This window comes from Streptomyces sp. NBC_01077 (genome assembly GCF_045162855.1).
Taxonomy (GTDB): domain Bacteria; phylum Actinomycetota; class Actinomycetes; order Streptomycetales; family Streptomycetaceae; genus Streptomyces.
Map to the genome: position 1 here is coordinate 7,075,238 of NZ_CP108669.1, position 16,741 is coordinate 7,091,978.

At 72.0% G+C, this 16,741-nt stretch carries 13 protein-coding genes and 1 riboswitch; of the genes, 10 read left to right on the plus strand and 3 right to left on the minus strand.

All coding sequences use genetic code 11. The annotated features are described in order from the left end of the window. The first annotated feature begins 121 nt into the window (after positions 1 to 121). Positions 122 to 1,180, plus strand: coding sequence for a CobW family GTP-binding protein (locus OG462_RS32090; protein WP_406062964.1), 1,059 nt, complete (start codon positions 122 to 124; stop codon positions 1,178 to 1,180). Between the two features lie 19 nt (positions 1,181 to 1,199). Here OG462_RS32090 and OG462_RS32095 read toward each other — a convergent pair whose 3' ends face one another. Beyond that, on the minus strand, positions 1,200 to 3,659 hold the full coding sequence (locus OG462_RS32095; RefSeq protein ID WP_406062966.1) for a DNA topoisomerase (ATP-hydrolyzing) subunit A: 2,460 nt from the start codon (positions 3,657 to 3,659) through the stop codon (positions 1,200 to 1,202). Between the two features lie 181 nt (positions 3,660 to 3,840). Between OG462_RS32095 and OG462_RS32100 the strand changes: the two genes are divergently transcribed. From OG462_RS32100 to OG462_RS32115, 4 genes are all read left to right on the plus strand, one after another. Continuing rightward, positions 3,841 to 5,187, plus strand: a complete 1,347-nt coding sequence (locus tag OG462_RS32100; protein ID WP_406062967.1) for a M16 family metallopeptidase — start codon at positions 3,841 to 3,843, stop codon at positions 5,185 to 5,187. A 26-nt stretch (positions 5,188 to 5,213) separates the two neighbouring features. Continuing rightward, positions 5,214 to 6,581: a M16 family metallopeptidase gene (locus OG462_RS32105; protein ID WP_406066811.1), complete on the plus strand. Its 1,368-nt coding sequence runs from the start codon at positions 5,214 to 5,216 to the stop codon at positions 6,579 to 6,581. A 200-nt stretch (positions 6,582 to 6,781) separates the two neighbouring features. Beyond that, a riboswitch (cyclic di-AMP (ydaO/yuaA leader) is annotated at positions 6,782 to 6,947 on the plus strand. Positions 6,948 to 6,959: 12 nt separating this feature from the next. Then, positions 6,960 to 7,730: a M23 family metallopeptidase gene (locus OG462_RS32110; protein WP_406062969.1), complete on the plus strand. Its 771-nt coding sequence runs from the start codon at positions 6,960 to 6,962 to the stop codon at positions 7,728 to 7,730. A 211-nt stretch (positions 7,731 to 7,941) separates the two neighbouring features. Continuing rightward, positions 7,942 to 8,625, plus strand: coding sequence for a GntR family transcriptional regulator (locus OG462_RS32115; protein ID WP_406062972.1), 684 nt, complete (start codon positions 7,942 to 7,944; stop codon positions 8,623 to 8,625). A gap of 143 nt (positions 8,626 to 8,768) precedes the next feature. On the opposite strand, the gene OG462_RS32120 is transcribed toward OG462_RS32115, so the two are convergent. Continuing rightward, on the minus strand, positions 8,769 to 9,050 hold the full coding sequence (locus OG462_RS32120; protein WP_406062974.1) for an HPr family phosphocarrier protein: 282 nt from the start codon (positions 9,048 to 9,050) through the stop codon (positions 8,769 to 8,771). A 219-nt stretch (positions 9,051 to 9,269) separates the two neighbouring features. Between OG462_RS32120 and OG462_RS32125 the strand changes: the two genes are divergently transcribed. The 4 genes from OG462_RS32125 to OG462_RS32140 are packed head-to-tail and all read left to right on the plus strand — an operon-like array spanning position 9,270 to position 14,912. Beyond that, positions 9,270 to 12,371 (plus strand): GNAT family N-acetyltransferase, encoded by a 3,102-nt coding sequence (locus OG462_RS32125; protein ID WP_406062976.1) that lies wholly within the window; start codon positions 9,270 to 9,272, stop codon positions 12,369 to 12,371. A gap of 40 nt (positions 12,372 to 12,411) precedes the next feature. Next, positions 12,412 to 13,008 carry a DUF5998 family protein gene (locus OG462_RS32130; protein ID WP_406062978.1) on the plus strand — a complete coding sequence of 199 codons (597 nt, stop codon included), beginning with the start codon at positions 12,412 to 12,414 and terminating at the stop codon, positions 13,006 to 13,008. Beyond that, positions 13,008 to 14,213, plus strand: coding sequence for an alkaline phosphatase family protein (locus OG462_RS32135; protein WP_406062980.1), 1,206 nt, complete (start codon positions 13,008 to 13,010; stop codon positions 14,211 to 14,213). Before OG462_RS32130 ends, OG462_RS32135 begins: the two co-directional genes overlap by 1 nt. A gap of 51 nt (positions 14,214 to 14,264) precedes the next feature. After that, complete coding sequence (locus tag OG462_RS32140) at positions 14,265 to 14,912, plus strand: thymidine kinase (protein ID WP_406062982.1); 648 nt, start codon at positions 14,265 to 14,267, stop codon at positions 14,910 to 14,912. Between the two features lie 105 nt (positions 14,913 to 15,017). On the opposite strand, the gene OG462_RS32145 is transcribed toward OG462_RS32140, so the two are convergent. Continuing rightward, on the minus strand, positions 15,018 to 15,707 hold the full coding sequence (locus OG462_RS32145; protein ID WP_406062984.1) for a TetR/AcrR family transcriptional regulator: 690 nt from the start codon (positions 15,705 to 15,707) through the stop codon (positions 15,018 to 15,020). A 136-nt stretch (positions 15,708 to 15,843) separates the two neighbouring features. Between OG462_RS32145 and OG462_RS32150 the strand changes: the two genes are divergently transcribed. Next, positions 15,844 to 16,734, plus strand: a complete 891-nt coding sequence (locus tag OG462_RS32150) for an MBL fold metallo-hydrolase (protein WP_406062986.1) — start codon at positions 15,844 to 15,846, stop codon at positions 16,732 to 16,734. Positions 16,735 to 16,741: the final 7 nt, after the last annotated feature.

Genomic DNA, 16,741 nt, shown 5'->3' on the forward strand with positions numbered 1-16,741 from the left:
GCCGGAAACGGTAAAGGGCCACGGCCCGGGACCGGAAATGGCGACGGCGCGGGCACCCGTGCCGGTACCTATTCTGGGGGTCCCACAGCCGTGGGACCCGAAGGAACCGGAGGCACGTCCCTTGACCACGCAGCAGATCCCCGTCGTCGTCCTGGCCGGGTTCCTCGGGGCCGGGAAGACCACGCTCCTCAACCACCTGCTGCGCAGCGCCCGGGGCACCCGTATCGGCGTCATGGTCAACGACTTCGGCGACATCGGCATCGACGCGATGAGCGTCGCCGGGCAGGTCGGCTCCACCGTCTCCCTCGGCAACGGCTGCCTGTGCTGCGCCGTCGACGCGAGCGAGCTCGACGAGTACCTGGAGGTCCTGACCCGCCCCGAGTCGCGGCTCGACGTGATCGTGATCGAGGCGAGCGGCCTCGCCGAGCCGCAGGAACTGGTCCGCATGGTCCTCGCCAGCGAGAACGAGCGGATCGTGTACGGCGGGCTGGTCCAGGTCGTCGACGCGGCCGAGTTCTCCGCCACCCGGGAGCGTCACCCCGAGACCGACCGGCACCTGCCGATCGCCGATCTCGTGGTCGTCAACAAGACCGACCGGGTCTCGGGCACCGAGCTGCGCGCCGTCCACGAGACGGTGGGCGGGCTGGCCGGGAAGGCCGTGGTCGTCGACGCCACGCACGGGCGGATCGATCCGGAGCTGCTCTTCGACCGGGTGGTCCCCGAGGGGGAGATCGAGGGGCAGATGTCCATCGAGGACATCCTGTACGGGGAGGACGGCGAGGACGACCCGCGGGCCCACGTCCACGCCGCGTACGAGACGGTCTCCCTGAGCGCTGCCACCCCGCTCCACCCGCGCCGGCTGATGGCCTTCCTCGACGCGCGGCCCGAGGGCCTCTACCGGATCAAGGGCTTCGTCGACTTCGGCGCCGCCGACCCGGACAACCGCTACGCCGTGCACGCGGTGGGCCGATTTCTGCGCTTCTACCCCGAGCGGTGGCCCGAGGGCGAGGAGCGGCTCACCCAGCTCGTCCTGATCGGCTCCGGAGTCGACGCCGGAGCCCTGCGCAAGGAGCTCGCGGAGTGCGAGCGGAACGGGCCGCAGGACGCCCCCGACGAGCACAGCATGTGGGGCGTCCTGCGGTACGTGCAGCAGACGGAGGAGGAGCCGGAGGCGCCGTAGGACGCCTCCGGGGTTCCGGCTAGCTCGCGGGGCTCGCCACCACGTCCACCGGGTGGGGGAGCGGGGTGCCCGAGCCGTCCCGGCGGGGGTCCATGTCCGGCAGTTCCACCGGGGTGCCGGTCTTCTGGGCGGCGCGGGCCGGGGTGGTGCCCGCCCAGGCCAGGATCAGGACGTCCTCGCCCTTCAGGAAGCGCTGGCAGCGGACGCCGCCGGTCGCGCGGCCCTTGCGCGGGTACTGGTCGAAGGGCGTCAGCTTCGCCGACGTGGCCGCCGAGGAGTCGAGCGTGCCCGTGGAGCCCGCGACGGTGAAGACGACGGCGTCCGCCGCCGGGTCGACCGCCGTGAACGAGATCACCTCGGCGCCGTCCGCCAGCTTGACGCCCGCCATGCCGCCGGCCGGGCGGCCCTGGGGCCGTACCTGCGAGGCCGGGTAGCGCAGGAGCTGGGCGTCGGAGGTGATGAAGACCAGGTCCTCCTCGCCCGTCCGCAGCTCGGTCGCGCCGACGATCCGGTCGCCGTCCTTGAGGGTGATGACCTCCAGCTCGTCCTTGTTCGCCGGATAGTCCGGGACCACGCGCTTCACCACGCCCTGGAGCGTGCCGAGCGCGAGCCCGGGCGAGGCCTCGTCGAGCGTGGTGAGGCAGACGACGGTCTCGTCCGCCTCCAGGGACAGGAACTCGGACAGCGGCGCGCCGCCCGCCAGGTTCGGGGCGCTCGCGGTGTCCGGGAGCTGCGGCAGGTCGATCACCGCGATCCGAAGCAGCCGGCCGTCCGAGGTCACCGCGCCGATGTCACCGCGCTGGGTGGCGGCCACCGCCGACAGGATCACGTCGTGCTTGACGCGGGTCGCCTCCGGGTCGAGCGGGGGCAGCTCCGCCGTCGCCGTACGGGCGAGCAGCCCGGTGGAGGAGAGCAGCACGCGGCACGGGTCGTCCGCGACCTCCAGGGAGACGGCCGCGACGGGCGAGCCCGCCGACTCCAGCAGGACCGTACGCCGGTCCGTGGCGAACTTCTTGGCGACTCCGGCCAGTTCCGCCGAGACCAGCTTGCGCAGCTCCGCGTCGGAGTCCAGGATCCCGGTCAGCTCGTCGATCTCGCCGTTGAGCCGGTCCTGCTCGGTCTCCAGCTCGATCCGGTCGAACTTGGTGAGGCGGCGCAGCGGGGTGTCCAGGATGTACTGCGTCTGGATCTCGCTCAGCGAGAAGCGCTCGATCAGCCGCTCCTTGGCCTGCGCCGAGTTCTCGCTCTCCCGGATCAGCCGGATGACCTCGTCGATGTCGAGCAGGGCGACGAGCAGGCCCTCCACCAGGTGGAGCCGGTCGCGCTTCTTGGTGCGGCGGAACTCGGAGCGGCGCCGGACGACCTCGAAACGGTGGTCGAGGTAGACCTCCAGGAGCTCCTTGAGGCCGAGCGTCAGCGGCTGGCCGTCGACCAGCGCCACGTTGTTGATGCCGAAGGACTCCTCCATCGGCGTCAGCTTGTAGAGCTGCTCCAGGACCGCCTCCGGCACGAAGCCGTTCTTGATCTCGATGACCAGGCGCAGCCCGTGGTTGCGGTCGGTGAGGTCCTTGACGTCCGCGATGCCCTGGAGCTTCTTGGAACCGACCAGGTCCTTGATCTTGGAGATGACCTTCTCGGGGCCGACCGTGAACGGCAGCTCCGTCACGACGATGCCCTTGCGGCGCGCCGTCACCGTCTCGACGCTCGTCGTGGCGCGGATCTTGAAGGAGCCGCGGCCCGACTCGTACGCGTCCTTGATGCCGGAGAGGCCGACGATCCGGCCGCCGGTCGGCAGGTCGGGGCCGGGCACGAAACGCATCAGCGTCTCGAGGTCGGCGGCCGGGTGGCGGATCAGGTGGCGGGCGGCCGCGATGACCTCGCCGAGGTTGTGCGGGGGCATGTTGGTCGCCATGCCGACCGCGATGCCCGACGCGCCGTTGACCAGCAGGTTCGGGTAGGCGGCGGGCAGCGCCACCGGCTCCTGCTCCTGGCCGTCGTAGTTCGGCGAGAAGTCGACCGTGTCCTCGTCGATGGACTCGGTCATGAGCAGGGCGGCCGGGGCCATCCTCGACTCGGTGTACCGCATGGCGGCCGGCGGGTCGTCGTTGCCCAGGGAACCGAAGTTGCCGTGGCCGTCGACCAGGGGCAGGCGCATGGAGAACGGCTGCGCCATGCGGACCATCGCGTCGTAGATCGACGCGTCGCCGTGCGGGTGGAGCTTGCCCATCACCTCGCCCACGACACGGGCGCACTTGACGAAGCCGCGGTCGGGGCGCAGCCCCATCTCGCCCATCTGGTAGACGATGCGGCGCTGGACGGGCTTCATGCCGTCGCGGGCGTCCGGAAGGGCACGCGAGTAGATCACCGAGTACGCGTACTCGAGGAAGGAGCCCTGCATCTCGTCGACGACGTCGATGTCGAGGATTCGCTCCTCGAACGTGTCGTCCGGCGGCGGTGTCTTCGTGCTGCGGCGGGCCATCGCGGCTGCGGCTCCTTCACCAACAAGGTTGATCTGACGCGGACCATTGTGGACCGTGCCACCGACAACGCCGACCGCGACCCGGAAGAGGGACATCTCCGAGGGGCGGGAACTTCGCCAGGTGTCGGCGCGCTTGCATACAGTGGCAGGACTTTTTCATATCGCGATCGAAGGGACGTACATGCCCATGGGTCACACGGCCACGGCCGAGGCCGGCTCCGGCGGCCTGACAGCGACCGAGCACCGGTTGGCGAACGGCCTGCGTGTGGTGCTCTCGGAGGATCACCTGACCCCGGTCGCCGCGGTCTGCCTCTGGTACGACGTCGGCTCGCGTCACGAGGTCCCGGGCCGCACGGGCCTCGCCCACCTCTTCGAGCACCTGATGTTCCAGGGCTCGAAGCAGGTCCACGGGAACGGGCACTTCGAGCTCGTGCAGGGGGCCGGCGGTTCGCTCAACGGCACGACGAGCTTCGAGCGCACCAACTACTTCGAGACCATGCCCACGCACCAGCTGGAGCTCGCGCTCTGGCTGGAGGCCGACCGCATGGGCTCGCTGCTCGCCGCCCTGGACGACGAGTCCATGGAGAACCAGCGGGACGTCGTCAAGAACGAGCGCCGCCAGCGCTACGACAACGTGCCGTACGGCACGGCCTTCGAGAAGCTGACCGCCCTCGCCTACCCGGAGGGCCACCCGTACCACCACACGCCGATCGGCTCCATGGCCGACCTGGACGCGGCCACCCTGGAGGACGCGCGGAACTTCTTCCGCACGTACTACGCCCCGAACAACGCGGTGCTTTCGGTCGTCGGCGACATCGACCCGGAGCAGACCCTCGCCTGGGTCGAGAAGTACTTCGGTTCGATCCCCGGCCACGACGGCAAGCCCGCACCGCGCCCCGGCGATCTGCCCGAGGTCATCGGCGAGCAGCTGCGTGAGGTCGTCGAGGAGGAGGTCCCGGCCCGCGCGCTGATGGCCGCCTACCGGCTGCCGCACGACGGCACGCGCGCGTGCGACGCCGCCGACCTGGCCCTGACCGTCCTCGGCGGTGGCGAGTCCTCCCGGCTGCACAACCGCCTGGTGCGCCGGGACCGTACGGCCGTCGCCGCCGGCTTCGGCCTGCTGCGGCTCGCCGGCGCGCCCTCGCTCGGCTGGCTGGACGTCAAGACCTCCGGTGGCGTCGAGGTCCCGCAGATCGAGGCGGCCGTCGACGAGGAGCTCGCCCGGTTCGCCGCCGAGGGCCCCACGCCCGAGGAGATGGAGCGCGCGCAGGCCCAGTTGGAGCGCGAGTGGCTCGACCGGCTCGGCACCGTCGCGGGCCGCGCCGACGAACTGTGCCGGTTCGCCGTGCTGTTCGGCGACCCGCAGCTCGCGCTGACGGCCGTCGACCGGGTCCTGGCGATCACCGCCGACGAGGTGCGGGAGGTCGCCGCGGCCACGCTGCGCCCCGACAACCGCGCGGTGCTGGTCTACGAGCCCCTGGCGACCGAACAGAGCGACAGCGACGACGAAGAGGGAGCGGACCAGTGACCGACGCTGCCGCGTCTTTGACGAGCATGGACTTCCACCCGCAGCCGACGCCCGGTGTCGCCAGGCCCTGGGCCTTCCCGGCTCCGGACCGAAGCATCCGGGACAACGGCCTGACGCTGCTGACCAGTCACCGCCCCGGCCAGCAGGTCGTGGCCGTGGAGATCTTCCTGCCGGCCCCGCTGGACGCCGAGCCCGCGGGTCTCGACGGTGTCGCCACCATCATGGCCCGCGCGCTCTCCGAGGGCACGGACCAGCACACCGCCGAGGAGTTCGCGGCCGAGCTGGAGCGCTGCGGCGCCACGCTCGACGCGCACGCCGACCACCCGGGCGTACGGGTCTCCCTGGAGGTTCCCGTCTCCCGGCTGCCCAAGGCGCTCGGTCTCGTCTCCGAGGCCCTGATCGCCCCGGCGTTCCTCGAGACCGAGGTCGAGCGGCTGGTGCGCAACCGTCTCGACGAGATCCCGCACGAGACGGCCAACCCGGCCCGCCGCGCCGCCAAGCAGCTCTCCAAGGAGCTCTTCCCGGCCGAGGCCCGGATGTCCCGGCCGCGCCAGGGCACCGAGGAGACCGTCGGGGCGATCGACGCCGCCGCGGTCCGCGCCTTCTACGAGGCGTACGTCCGGCCCGCCACGGCCACCGCCGTGGTCGTCGGAGACCTCACCGGCGTCGACCTGGACAAGGTCCTCGCCGAGACCCTGGGCGCCTGGACCGGCGAGCCGGCCGAGCCGCTCCCGATGCCGCCGATCACCGCCGACGACACCGGACGGGTCGTCATCGTGGACCGTCCCGGCGCCGTCCAGACCCAGTTGCTGATCGGCCGGGTCGGCTCCGACCGGCACGACAGCGTCTGGCCGGCCCAGGTCCTGGGCACGTACTGCCTCGGTGGCACCCTCACCTCGCGGCTCGACCGGGTCCTGCGCGAGGAGAAGGGCTACACGTACGGCGTGCGGGCCTTCGGGCAGGTGCTCCGCTCGGACGGCCGGGGGAACGGCGCCTCGATGCTCGCCATCAGCGGTTCCATCGACACGCCCAACACCGGCCCGGCTCTTGACGACCTGTGGAAGGTGCTGCGGACGCTGGCCGCGGAGGGCCTCACGGACGCCGAGCGCGAGACGGCCGTGCAGAACCTGGTGGGGGTCGCGCCGCTCAAGTACGAGACGGCGGCCTCCGTCGCCGGGACGCTCGCCGACCAGGTCGAGCAGCACCTCCCGGACGACTACCAGGCCCAGTTGTACGCGCGGCTGGCCGACACCGGCACGGTCGAGGCGACCGCGGCCGTGGTCAGCGCCTTCCCGGTGGACCGGCTCGTCACCGTGCTCGTGGGCGACGCGGCGCAGATCGCGGAGCCGGTGCGCGCGCTCGGCATCGGTGAAGTGACCGTCGTGACCGGCTGATTCAGGCCGCCGGCACGGCAGAAGAGGGCCCCGACGGCATCGTTCGTCGGGGTCCTCCCCTTTGTCCGTATTGAGGTCAAGGGTGGTCGTATGCCCTGTGGCATGTCTTACAAAAGGCGTGTCCGGTTGGTGATTGAAAGACGATCCGCATAGCGTCGGTGCGGCTGTTCGTCAGTTGCACGTGCCGCAGCCGCGGCATCGGACAGTCATCGCCGAGTCCCCGTCAGGCGCGAGCCTGGGGAGCCGGGGACCCACACGTAGTCCCTGGGGTGAATCGGGCGCCTTCGTCTCGTACGGAGGGGCTCGTAGGAGACCTTCCTGCTCCGAACCCGTCAGCTAACCCGGTAGGCGAGAAGGAAGGAAAGGATCAGCCCCTACATGGCGTTCACCCGTGCCACCGGGAAGCATCGTGGTCCGAGCCGGATGGCGCGCCGCAGCGTGGGCATCGCCGGCGTAGCGACGCTCGCCACCACCGGCGTCATCGGAACCCTCGCCTCCCCGGCGCTCGCCGCCGACGCGGAGCCCCGCTCCGTCGAGGACACCGGCCTCACCCAGGTGATCACCGAGGACTCCCTCGCCGACCGGATCGACGCCCAGGCCGCCGCCCAGGAGCAGGAGGCCTTCGAGGTCGCCGCCAAGGCGAAGGCCAAGGCCGAGGCGAAGCGCAAGGCCGAGGCCCGCGCCAAGGAGATCCGCGAGGCCGAGCAGCGCGCCGCCCGTGAGGCCGAGCGCCGCCGCCTGAACTCCTTCCAGCTGCCCGTCGAGGGCACGTACGTGTCCACCGGCTACAAGACCGGCGGCTCGCTCTGGTCCTCCGGCAGCCACTCCGGCATCGACTTCCACGCCGCCTACGGCAGCAGCGTCGTCTCCGTCGGCTCCGGCACCGTCGTCGAGGCCGGCTGGGGCGGCGCGTACGGCAACAACATCGTCATCCGGATGAACGACGGCACGTACACCCAGTACGGTCACCTCTCCTCCATCGGCGTCTACGTCGGCCAGGGCGTCGAGCCGGGCGAGCGGATAGGCATCTCGGGCTCGACCGGCAACTCGACCGGCCCGCACCTCCACTTCGAGGCGCGTACGACCTCCGAGTACGGCTCCGACATCAACCCGGTCTCGTACCTGCGCGCCCGCGGCGTCAACGTCTGACCCGGAACGCACTCGCGCACCGTCGGCGATCCCGCCGCACCCGCATCGCAAAAGCCCCGGCTCGTACTGAGCCGGGGCTTTTCGTCGGCCGCAGGACATTCACATTCCGCTGGGGCATCGGAAATTCCGGCGCGCTGCAATAGAGTCGCAGATCGGGCGCAGAACAGGCGCCGCTCGAATTGACTCGCGCAGACCAAGGCGGAGGTCGGACATGCGCATTCCCGCGCACTCGGTATGCACGGCGATCCGGGACGACATCGTCTCCGGCGTCTTCGAGCGGGGCAGCCGGCTGACGGAGGAACAGCTCGCCCGGCGGTACGGGGTCTCCCGCGTCCCGGTCCGCGAGGCCCTGCGCACCCTGGAGTCCGAGGGCTTCGTCGTCACCCGCCGCCACGCCGGCGCGCATGTCGCCGAGCCCACCGAGCAGGAGGCGGCGGATCTGCTCGACATGCGGGCGCTGCTCGAACCGCTGGGGGCCGCCCGCGCGGCCCAGCGGCGCACGGAGGCCCATCTCAAGGTGCTGCGCGGCCTCGTCAGGCTGGGCCAGGAGCGGGCCAGGCGTGGCCAGGGCGAGGATCTGCGCTCACTCGGCGGCTGGTTCCACGAGACGCTCGCACAGGCCTCCGGCAGCCCGGCCCTGACGGCGCTCCTGACCCAGCTGCGGCACAAGATCGCCTGGATGTACGCGGTCGATCAGCCCGAACGGCCGGCGGAGGCCTGGGCCGAGCACGGCGCGATCGTGGACGCCGTGGCGCGCGGTGATGCCGAGCGGGCGCGGGCGCTGACCGCGCTGCACGCGGAGCGCTCGCAGTCGCTGCACCGACTCAAAAGGCCGGAGCGCGGCCGTGTGAGGGTTTCGCAACATGCAGTCAACACGGCGAGTGCCCGGAATTAACGCGCGCATCGTATACATGGAATAGGAATTCGACGCCCATGTTTTGTGCTGCTCGAAAATCGGGGCGGTGGAAAGCGAAAGGCCGTGATCGCCGGAATTCCGGCAGGCACGGCCTTTCGTCGTACGGGGTGGGGTGACCCGGATCAGACGGTCTCGGGGAGCTCGTCGAGACCCTCGGCGACCAGCTTCGCCAGACGGTCCAGAGCGGCCTCGGCGCCGTCGGCCTCCGAAGCGAGGACGATCTCCTCGCCGCCCTGCGCGCCCAGGCCGAGCACCGCGAGCATGGAGGCGGCGTTCACGGGGGAGCCGTCGGACTTGGCGATCGTCACCGGAACGCCGGAAGCCGTGGCGGCACGGACGAAGATGGACGCGGGGCGGGCGTGCAGGCCCTCGGCCCAGCCGACGTTGACGCGGCGCTCAGCCATGGTGTTGCCCTTCAAGTTTTAAGGGGTTGTCTAGACCAGTCTCTCACGGGATGCTCCGTGCTCGTGCCGACCTTCGGCCCGGATCGGACCGCCTTTCGGCCCTCCCTCGCCGTGCCCGGCGTGCTCCCTACCTTGCACGGCGCACACCCGCCGCGCGAGCGGTGTCACCGCCGTGTCGCGACCGGTGCCGCCACTGTGCCGCGGCCGTAGGCTGGCCCCATGGAGAGCGCGTCGGAGCAGTCGGAAGCGGCGGACCAACCGGCACCACCGGCGCGTCCGGAGTCGCCGGACCGGTCGCCCGGCCGGTCGCCGGACCACGACTACCCCGACCACTGGGAAGCGGACGTGGTGCTCCGCGACGGCGGCACCGCACGCATCCGGCCCATCATCGCCGACGACGCCGACCGCCTCGTCAGCTTCTACGAGCAGGTCTCGGACGAGTCGAAGTACTACCGCTTCTTCGCCCCCTACCCGCGGCTCTCCGCCAAGGACGTGCACCGCTTCACCCACCACGACTTCGTGGACCGGGTCGGGCTCGCGGCGACCGTGGGCGGCGAGTTCATCGCCACCGTGCGGTACGACCGCATCAACGACCGCGGCCTGCCCGCCTCCGCCCCGGCCGACGAGGCCGAGGTCGCCTTCCTCGTCCAGGACGCCCACCAGGGACGCGGAGTCGCCTCCGCCCTGCTCGAACACATCGCGGCGGTCGCGCGCGAGCGGGACATCCGGCGCTTCGCCGCCGAGGTCCTCCCCGCCAACACCAAGATGATCAAGGTCTTCACCGACGCGGGCTACACCCAGAAGCGCAGCTTCGAGGACGGCTCCGTACGGCTCCACCTCGACCTCGAACCCACCGACCGCTCCCTCGCCGTCCAGCGCGCACGGGAGCAGCGGGCCGAGGCCCGCTCCGTACAACGCCTCCTCACCCCCCGGTCCGTCGCCGTCGTCGGGGCCGGGCGCGCACCCGGCGGCGTCGGCCGGACCGTCCTCCGCAACCTCCTCGGGGCCGGCTTCACCGGACGCGTGTACGCGGTCAACGCGGCGCTCGCCGGGAACGGCGACGACCCCGTCGAGTTCGACGGCGTCCCCGCCCACCCCTCGGTCGCCGCCATCGGCGAACCCGTCGACCTCGCGATCGTCGCCGTCCCCGCCGAACGGGTGCCGGAAGTCGTCGCCGACTGCGGCGCACACGGCGTCCAGGGCCTCGTCGTCCTCTCCGCCGGATACGCCGAGAGCGGGGCCGCCGGCCGCGAGCGGCAGCGTCAACTCGTACGGCAGGCCCGCTCGTACGGCATGCGGATCATCGGCCCCAACGCCTTCGGCATCATCAACACCACCCCCGACGTCAGGCTCAACGCCTCCCTCGCCCCGCAGATGCCGGCCGCCGGACGGATCGGGCTCTTCACCCAGTCCGGGGCGATCGGCATCGCCCTCCTCGCCGGGCTGCACCGGCGGGGCGCCGGGCTGTCCTCCTTCATCTCGGCCGGCAACCGCGCAGACGTCTCCGGCAACGACTTCCTCCAGCACTGGTACGACGACCCCGGGACGGATGTCGTCCTCCTCTACCTGGAGTCGATCGGCAACCCCCGGAAGTTCACCCGGCTCGCCCGTCGCACCGCCGCCGTCAAGCCGGTCGTCGTCGTCAAGGGCGCCCGGCACAGCGGCAGCGCCCCGCCCGGCCACCGCGTGCCCGTCACCCGGATCCCGCACGCCACGGTCTCCGCGCTGCTCCGCCAGGCCGGCGTCATCCGCGTCGACACCGTCACCGAACTCGTGGACGCCGGACTGCTGCTCGCCGCCCAGCCGCTGCCCGCCGGACCCCGGGTCGCGATCCTCGGCAACTCCGAGTCGCTCGGCCTCCTCACGTACGACGCCTGCCTGACCGAGGGACTGCGGCCGCTGCGGCCGCTCGACCTCACGACGGCGGCGGACCCGGCGGACTTCCGGGACGCCCTCGCGGCGGCGCTCGCGGACGAGACCTCCGACGCGGTCGTCGTGAACGCGATTCCGTGGGTCGGCGAGAACGGCGCCACCGAGTTCGGCGACGGCGAGGTCCTCGCGGCCTCTCTCCGCGAGGCCGTCGCCTCCGCCCCCGCCCCGATGAAGCCGGTCGTCGTCGTCCACGTCGAGATGGGCGGCCTCGCGGAGGCGCTCGCGGTCGCCACGAGCACGCGACCGGCGACGCCGGGACGGGGCGGCCCCGCCGCGTCCGCCCGCGGTCCGCTCGCCTCCGGTGCCCCCCGCGCGGTCGCCGTACCGCCGGGACCGGCCGGTTCGCCCCCCGGCGGCCCGAGCGGCCCCGGTGGCCCAAGCGCTCCCGGCGTCTCCGCTGTATCCGCTGTCTCCGGGGCGACCAGGACCCCGGCCTCGACCCCGGCTTCGACCTCTGCCCCGACCGCGGCCCCCGCTGCCGACGGCGACCCCGCATCCGTGCCCGTCGTCGTCCCGCCCGCCACCATCCCCGCCTACCCCGCCGCCGAGCGGGCCGTACGGGCCCTCGCCGAGGCCGTGCGGTACGGGCAGTGGCGGCGACAGGCCGCCGAACCCGGGCGGGTGCCCGAGTACGAGGACATCGACGAGGCCGGGGCCGCCGCTCTCATCGAGCGGGTGCTCGGCGGCGACGCCGACCCGCGCGGTGTGACCCTCGACACCGCACAGGCCGGGGAGCTGCTCGCGCGGTACGGCATCGCCGTCCTGCCGACCCTGGCCGCGCCCACCCCCGACGCCGCCGTCGCGGCCGCCGGCCGGCTCGGCTACCCGGTCGCCCTGAAGACGACCGCGCCCCACCTCCGCCACCGCCCCGACCTCGGTGGCGTACGGCTCGACCTGGCGTCCGAGGAGCAGCTCCGTACGGCCTACGCCGAGCTGACCGAGGTCCTCGGCAAGCCCGAGGAGCTCCAGCCGGTCGTCCAGGCGATGGTGCCCCGGGGCGTCGACACCGTCGTCCGCTCCGCCATCGACCCGGCCGTCGGCGCCGTCCTCTCCTTCGGGCTCGCGGGCGCCGCGTCCGAGCTGCTCGGCGACACGGCCCACCGGCTCGTTCCGGCCACCGACCGTGACGTCGCCGAACTCGTCCGTTCCCTCCGCACCGCCCCGCTGCTCTTCGGCTGGCGCGGCTCCGCCCCCGTCGACACCCCGGCCCTGGAAGAGGTCCTGCTCCGGGTCTCCCGGCTGGTCGACGACCACCCCGAAGTGGTCGCCGTCTCCCTGGAGCCGGTGGTCGTGGCAGCGCGCGGGCTCTCCGTGCTCGGCGCCACCGTCCGACTGGCCCCGCCGCCGCCCCGCACCGACCTCGGGCCGCGCAGCCTGCCGAGTTACTGAAGGGCCTGAGGGGGCCCCACCGCCCCGTAGGATGGATTCCATGGCGAAGACCGGTACGACGACCCAGGGGCTGCGCGCGGCGATCGAGCGCAGCGGCTACTACCCGGCCCTCGTGGCCGAGGCGGTGGAGGCCGCCGTCGGCGGCGAGGCCGTCGCGTCGTACGTGGTGCACCAGGAGACCACCTTCGACGCCAACGAGGTACGGCGCCACGTCACCGTCCTCGTCCTGACGCCGCACCGCTTCATCGTCAGCCACACCGACGAGCAGTCCGCCGACACCAGCTCCCCGACGCCGTACGCCACGACGTCCACGGAGTCCGTGAAGCTCGACCGGATCTCGTCGGTCGTCGTCAGCCGCGTCGTCGCCAACCCGGAGTCGTACGCGCCGGGCACGCTGCCCCGCGAGGTGGTCCTCACCATCGGCTGGGGTGCCGTCTCCCGGATCGACCTGGAGCCCGCCGCCTGCGGCGACGCCAACTGCGACGCCGACCACGGCTACACGGGCAACGCCACGGCCGACGACCTCAGCCTGCGCGTGAGCGAGGCCGGGGACGGTCCGGACACCGTTCGGCAGACCCTTGTCTTCGCCCAGGCCCTCTCCGAAGCCATCGCGGCCACCGCCGCTCCCACCCGCTGATGGTGCAGCCCACCGCCGTGACCCACGGCTGGCCCGACGACCCGGTCCCGCTCGCCCCGGAGACCGCGCCGCTGCCCGAGTACACCTTCGGATCGCTCGGCGACGTGCTGCCGACGCTGGTCGCGGGGCAGGGCGTGCCCGGTTTCGCGCCGCGGATCGCCGAGCTGGCCCCGGCCGACCGGAACTGCCTGTTCCTGATCGACGGGCTCGGCTGGGAGCAGATCAAGGCCCACCCGGACGAGGCCCCCTATCTGACCTCGCTCCTCGGCTCCTCGCGCGGGGGCACGGGCCGCCCGGTCACCGCCGGCTTCCCCGCCACCACGGCGACCTCGCTGGCCTCCGTCGGCACCGGCCGCTACCCCGGTACGCACGGGCTGCCCGGCTACACCGTGCGCAACCCCGACACCGGCGAACTGATGAACCAGCTGCGCTGGAAGCCGTGGACCGCGCCGCACGTCTGGCAGCCGTACCCCACCGTCTTCCAGCTCGCGCACGAGGCCGGGATCCACACCGCCCAGGTCTCCTCCCCGATCTTCGAGCAGACCCCGCTCACCAAGGTCGCGCTCAGCGGCGGAAGGTTCCACGGGCGGCTCTCCGGCGAGGAGCGCATGGACTTCGCCGCCGAGCAGCTCGCCGCCGGCGACCGCTCGCTGGTCTACACGTACTACAGCGAACTCGACGGGGCCGGACACCGCTTCGGCATCGACTCCGACGCCTGGCGCGGCCAGCTGATGTTCGTCGACCGGCTCGTGCAGCGGCTCGCCGAGCAGCTGCCGCCCCGCTCGGCCCTGTACGTCACGGCCGACCACGGCATGGTCGACATCCCCTTCGACGAGCAGCACCGCATCGACTTCGACGAGGACTGGGAGCTCCGCGCGGGCGTCGCCCTCCTCGGCGGCGAGGGGCGTGCCCGGCACGTCTACGCCGTGCCGGGCGCCGAGGCGGACGTCCTCACCTGCTGGCGCGAGGTGATCGGCGAGCAGTTCTGGGTGGCGAGCCGCGACGAGGCCATCTCGCTCGGCTGGTTCGGCGACGAGGTCGACGAGCGCGTGTACGGCCGGATCGGCGACGTCGTCGCCGCGGCCCACGACGACGTGGCGATCACCGCCTCCGTCAACGAGCCCCACGAGTCCGCGATGGTCGGCATGCACGGGTCCATGACCCCTGCGGAGCAGCTCGTCCCGCTGCTCGAAGTCCGTTCCTGAACCCTCCGGACATCCTTCCCCCTCCACGACCTGAAAGGTCCCCGTCCCGTCATGCCCGAGCTGGTCTTCTTCTCCGGAACCATGGATTGCGGGAAGAGCACCCTGGCGCTCCAGATTGCCCACAACCGCGACGCGCGGGGGCTCCAGGGCGTGATCTTCACCCGTGACGACCGGGCGGGGGAGGGCAAGCTCTCCTCCCGGCTCGGCCTGGTGACGGAGGCGGTCGAGGCTCCGCAGGGCATGGATCTGTACGCGTACCTCGTCGCCCAGCTCTCCCAGGGCGGCAAGGCCGACTACGTGATCGTGGACGAGGCCCAGTTCCTCGCCCCGGAGCAGATCGACCAGCTCGCCCGGGTCGTCGACGACCTCGGTCTCGACGTCTTCGCCTTCGGCATCACCACCGACTTCCGGACCAAGCTCTTCCCCGGCTCGCAGCGGCTGATCGAGCTGGCGGACCGCATCGAGCAACTCCAGGTCGAGGCGCTGTGCTGGTGCGGCGCCCGCGCCACGCACAACGCCCGCACGGTCGGCGGTGTGATGGTCGTCGAGGGCGAGCAGGTCGTCGTCGGCGATGTGAACCGTCCGGCCGAGGAGATCGGTTACGAGGTGCTCTGCCGGCGCCATCACCGGCGCCGGATGACCTCCGCCGCGGCCCACGCGGGGGCCCTCTCCCCGGACGTGCTGCCGGTCAACGGCTGATCCCTCGCGGAGCCGGGCCCGTACGGCGGGACCGGAGCGGGACGTCTCGTCTCCGGTGCCCCGGCGTCCCTGGCGTCCCTGGCGTTCCCGGCGTCCCCGGCGTCTTTACGTCTCCGAGGGCGGAGCCGACGGAAGCAGCGCGTCGGCCAGTCGGTCGAGGGCGGCGCCGCCCGGTGTGGCCGTTCCCGTGAGGGTGCCGACCAGGGCCTGAGCGAGGACCGTCGCCGTGCCGATCCGGGTGTCCTCGCGCTCGTCGCCGGTGACCTTCCCGATCACCGCGTCCCGTACGGCGGGAGAGGTGTCGGAGTCGCCGAACAGGTCGGGGAACGACAGCGCCATCATGCACACGCCCACGTTGGCGGAGAGGATCGACCGGCCCGCGAGTTCCGGGGTCGTCCGGAGCCGCCCGGCGTCACGGCAGCGCTCCACCGCCTTCAGGAGGATCGCCTGCGCCTCCTTGATGGCCCCCGGCTTGGCATCGCCGGTCGGCGTGAACATCAGGCGGTAGAGGTACGGGTTGCGGAGCGCGAACGCGACGTGGCTGTCCCAGGCCGTCCGCAGGTCCGCCACCGGGTCGTCGGTGAGCGGGTTCCGCCGCTTCTCGGCGAGGAAGCGCGCGAAGCCGATGTCGGCGACCGCCGTGAGCAGCCCCTGCTTGTCGCCGAACTGCCGGTAGATCTCGGGCATGCCGACCTTCGCCCGGTCGCAGATGGCGCGGGTCGAGATCGCCAACGCGTCCTTGGTGGCGAGGAGTTCCTCGGTGGCTTCCAGGATGCGCTCGCGTGCCGTCGACATGCCTCCCACGATATCAGCGCTAACAGTGCTCCGTGATCAACGCTTACGAACTGTGTTAGCGTTGAAAACATCTCGGGGGGTCGGGCCCGCCTCCGGGCCGTCCGACCGTTCGCAACGAGAGAGCCGGTGTTCCCCCATGAACCGTTCGACCTTCCGTCGCCTCGCCTCAGGCGTCGTCGCGGCCACCGTGAGCGCGACCCTCCTGACCGCCTGCGGCGGCGAGGACGAGGACGCCACCGACGGCGCGAAGGCGTTCACCGCCACCCACATCGGCGGGCCGACCACGCTCCTGGAGATCGGCGGCCTGCGCATCCTGCTCGACCCGACCTTCGACGCGCCGAAGAAGTACAAGAGCGGCCTGGAGAAGCTCCAGGCCCCCGCCCTCGGCATCGACAAGCTCGGCGAGATCGACGCCGTACTGCTCTCGCACGACCAGCACGACGACAACCTCGACGACACGGGCCGCGCCCTGCTCAAGGACATGCCCGTGGTGCTCTCCACCCCGGGCGCGCGGAAACGTCTCGGTGATCACGTCACCGGTATGAGGAGCTGGGAATCCCAGGTGCTGAAGACCGCCGACGGCGCCGTCGAGGTCACCGCCGTGCCCGCCCTGCACGGCCCCGACGGCGTCGACCGCGGCGCGGACGGCGAGGTCACCGGCTTCGTCCTCAGCGGCAAGGGCGTCCCCACCACCTACATCTCCGGCGACAACGCCTCCGTCAAGGTCGCCAAGCAGGTCGGTGACCGGATCAAGAAGGAGATCGGCCCCGTCGACACGGCCGTCCTCTTCGCGGGCGCCGCCCGTACCCCCGCGATCCTCGACAACGCACCCTTGACCCTGACCTCCAGGAACGCGGCCCTGGTGGCGAAGTACCTCGCCCCCCGCAAGGTCGTTCCGGTGCACACCGACAGCTGGAACATCTACTCCGAGAACATGCGGTCCCTCGTGCAGGCGTTCAAGGACCAGGGAATCGAGGGCGAACTCGTCGACCTCACGCCGGACGGCACCCCGAAGAACCTCTCGTAGACCCCGT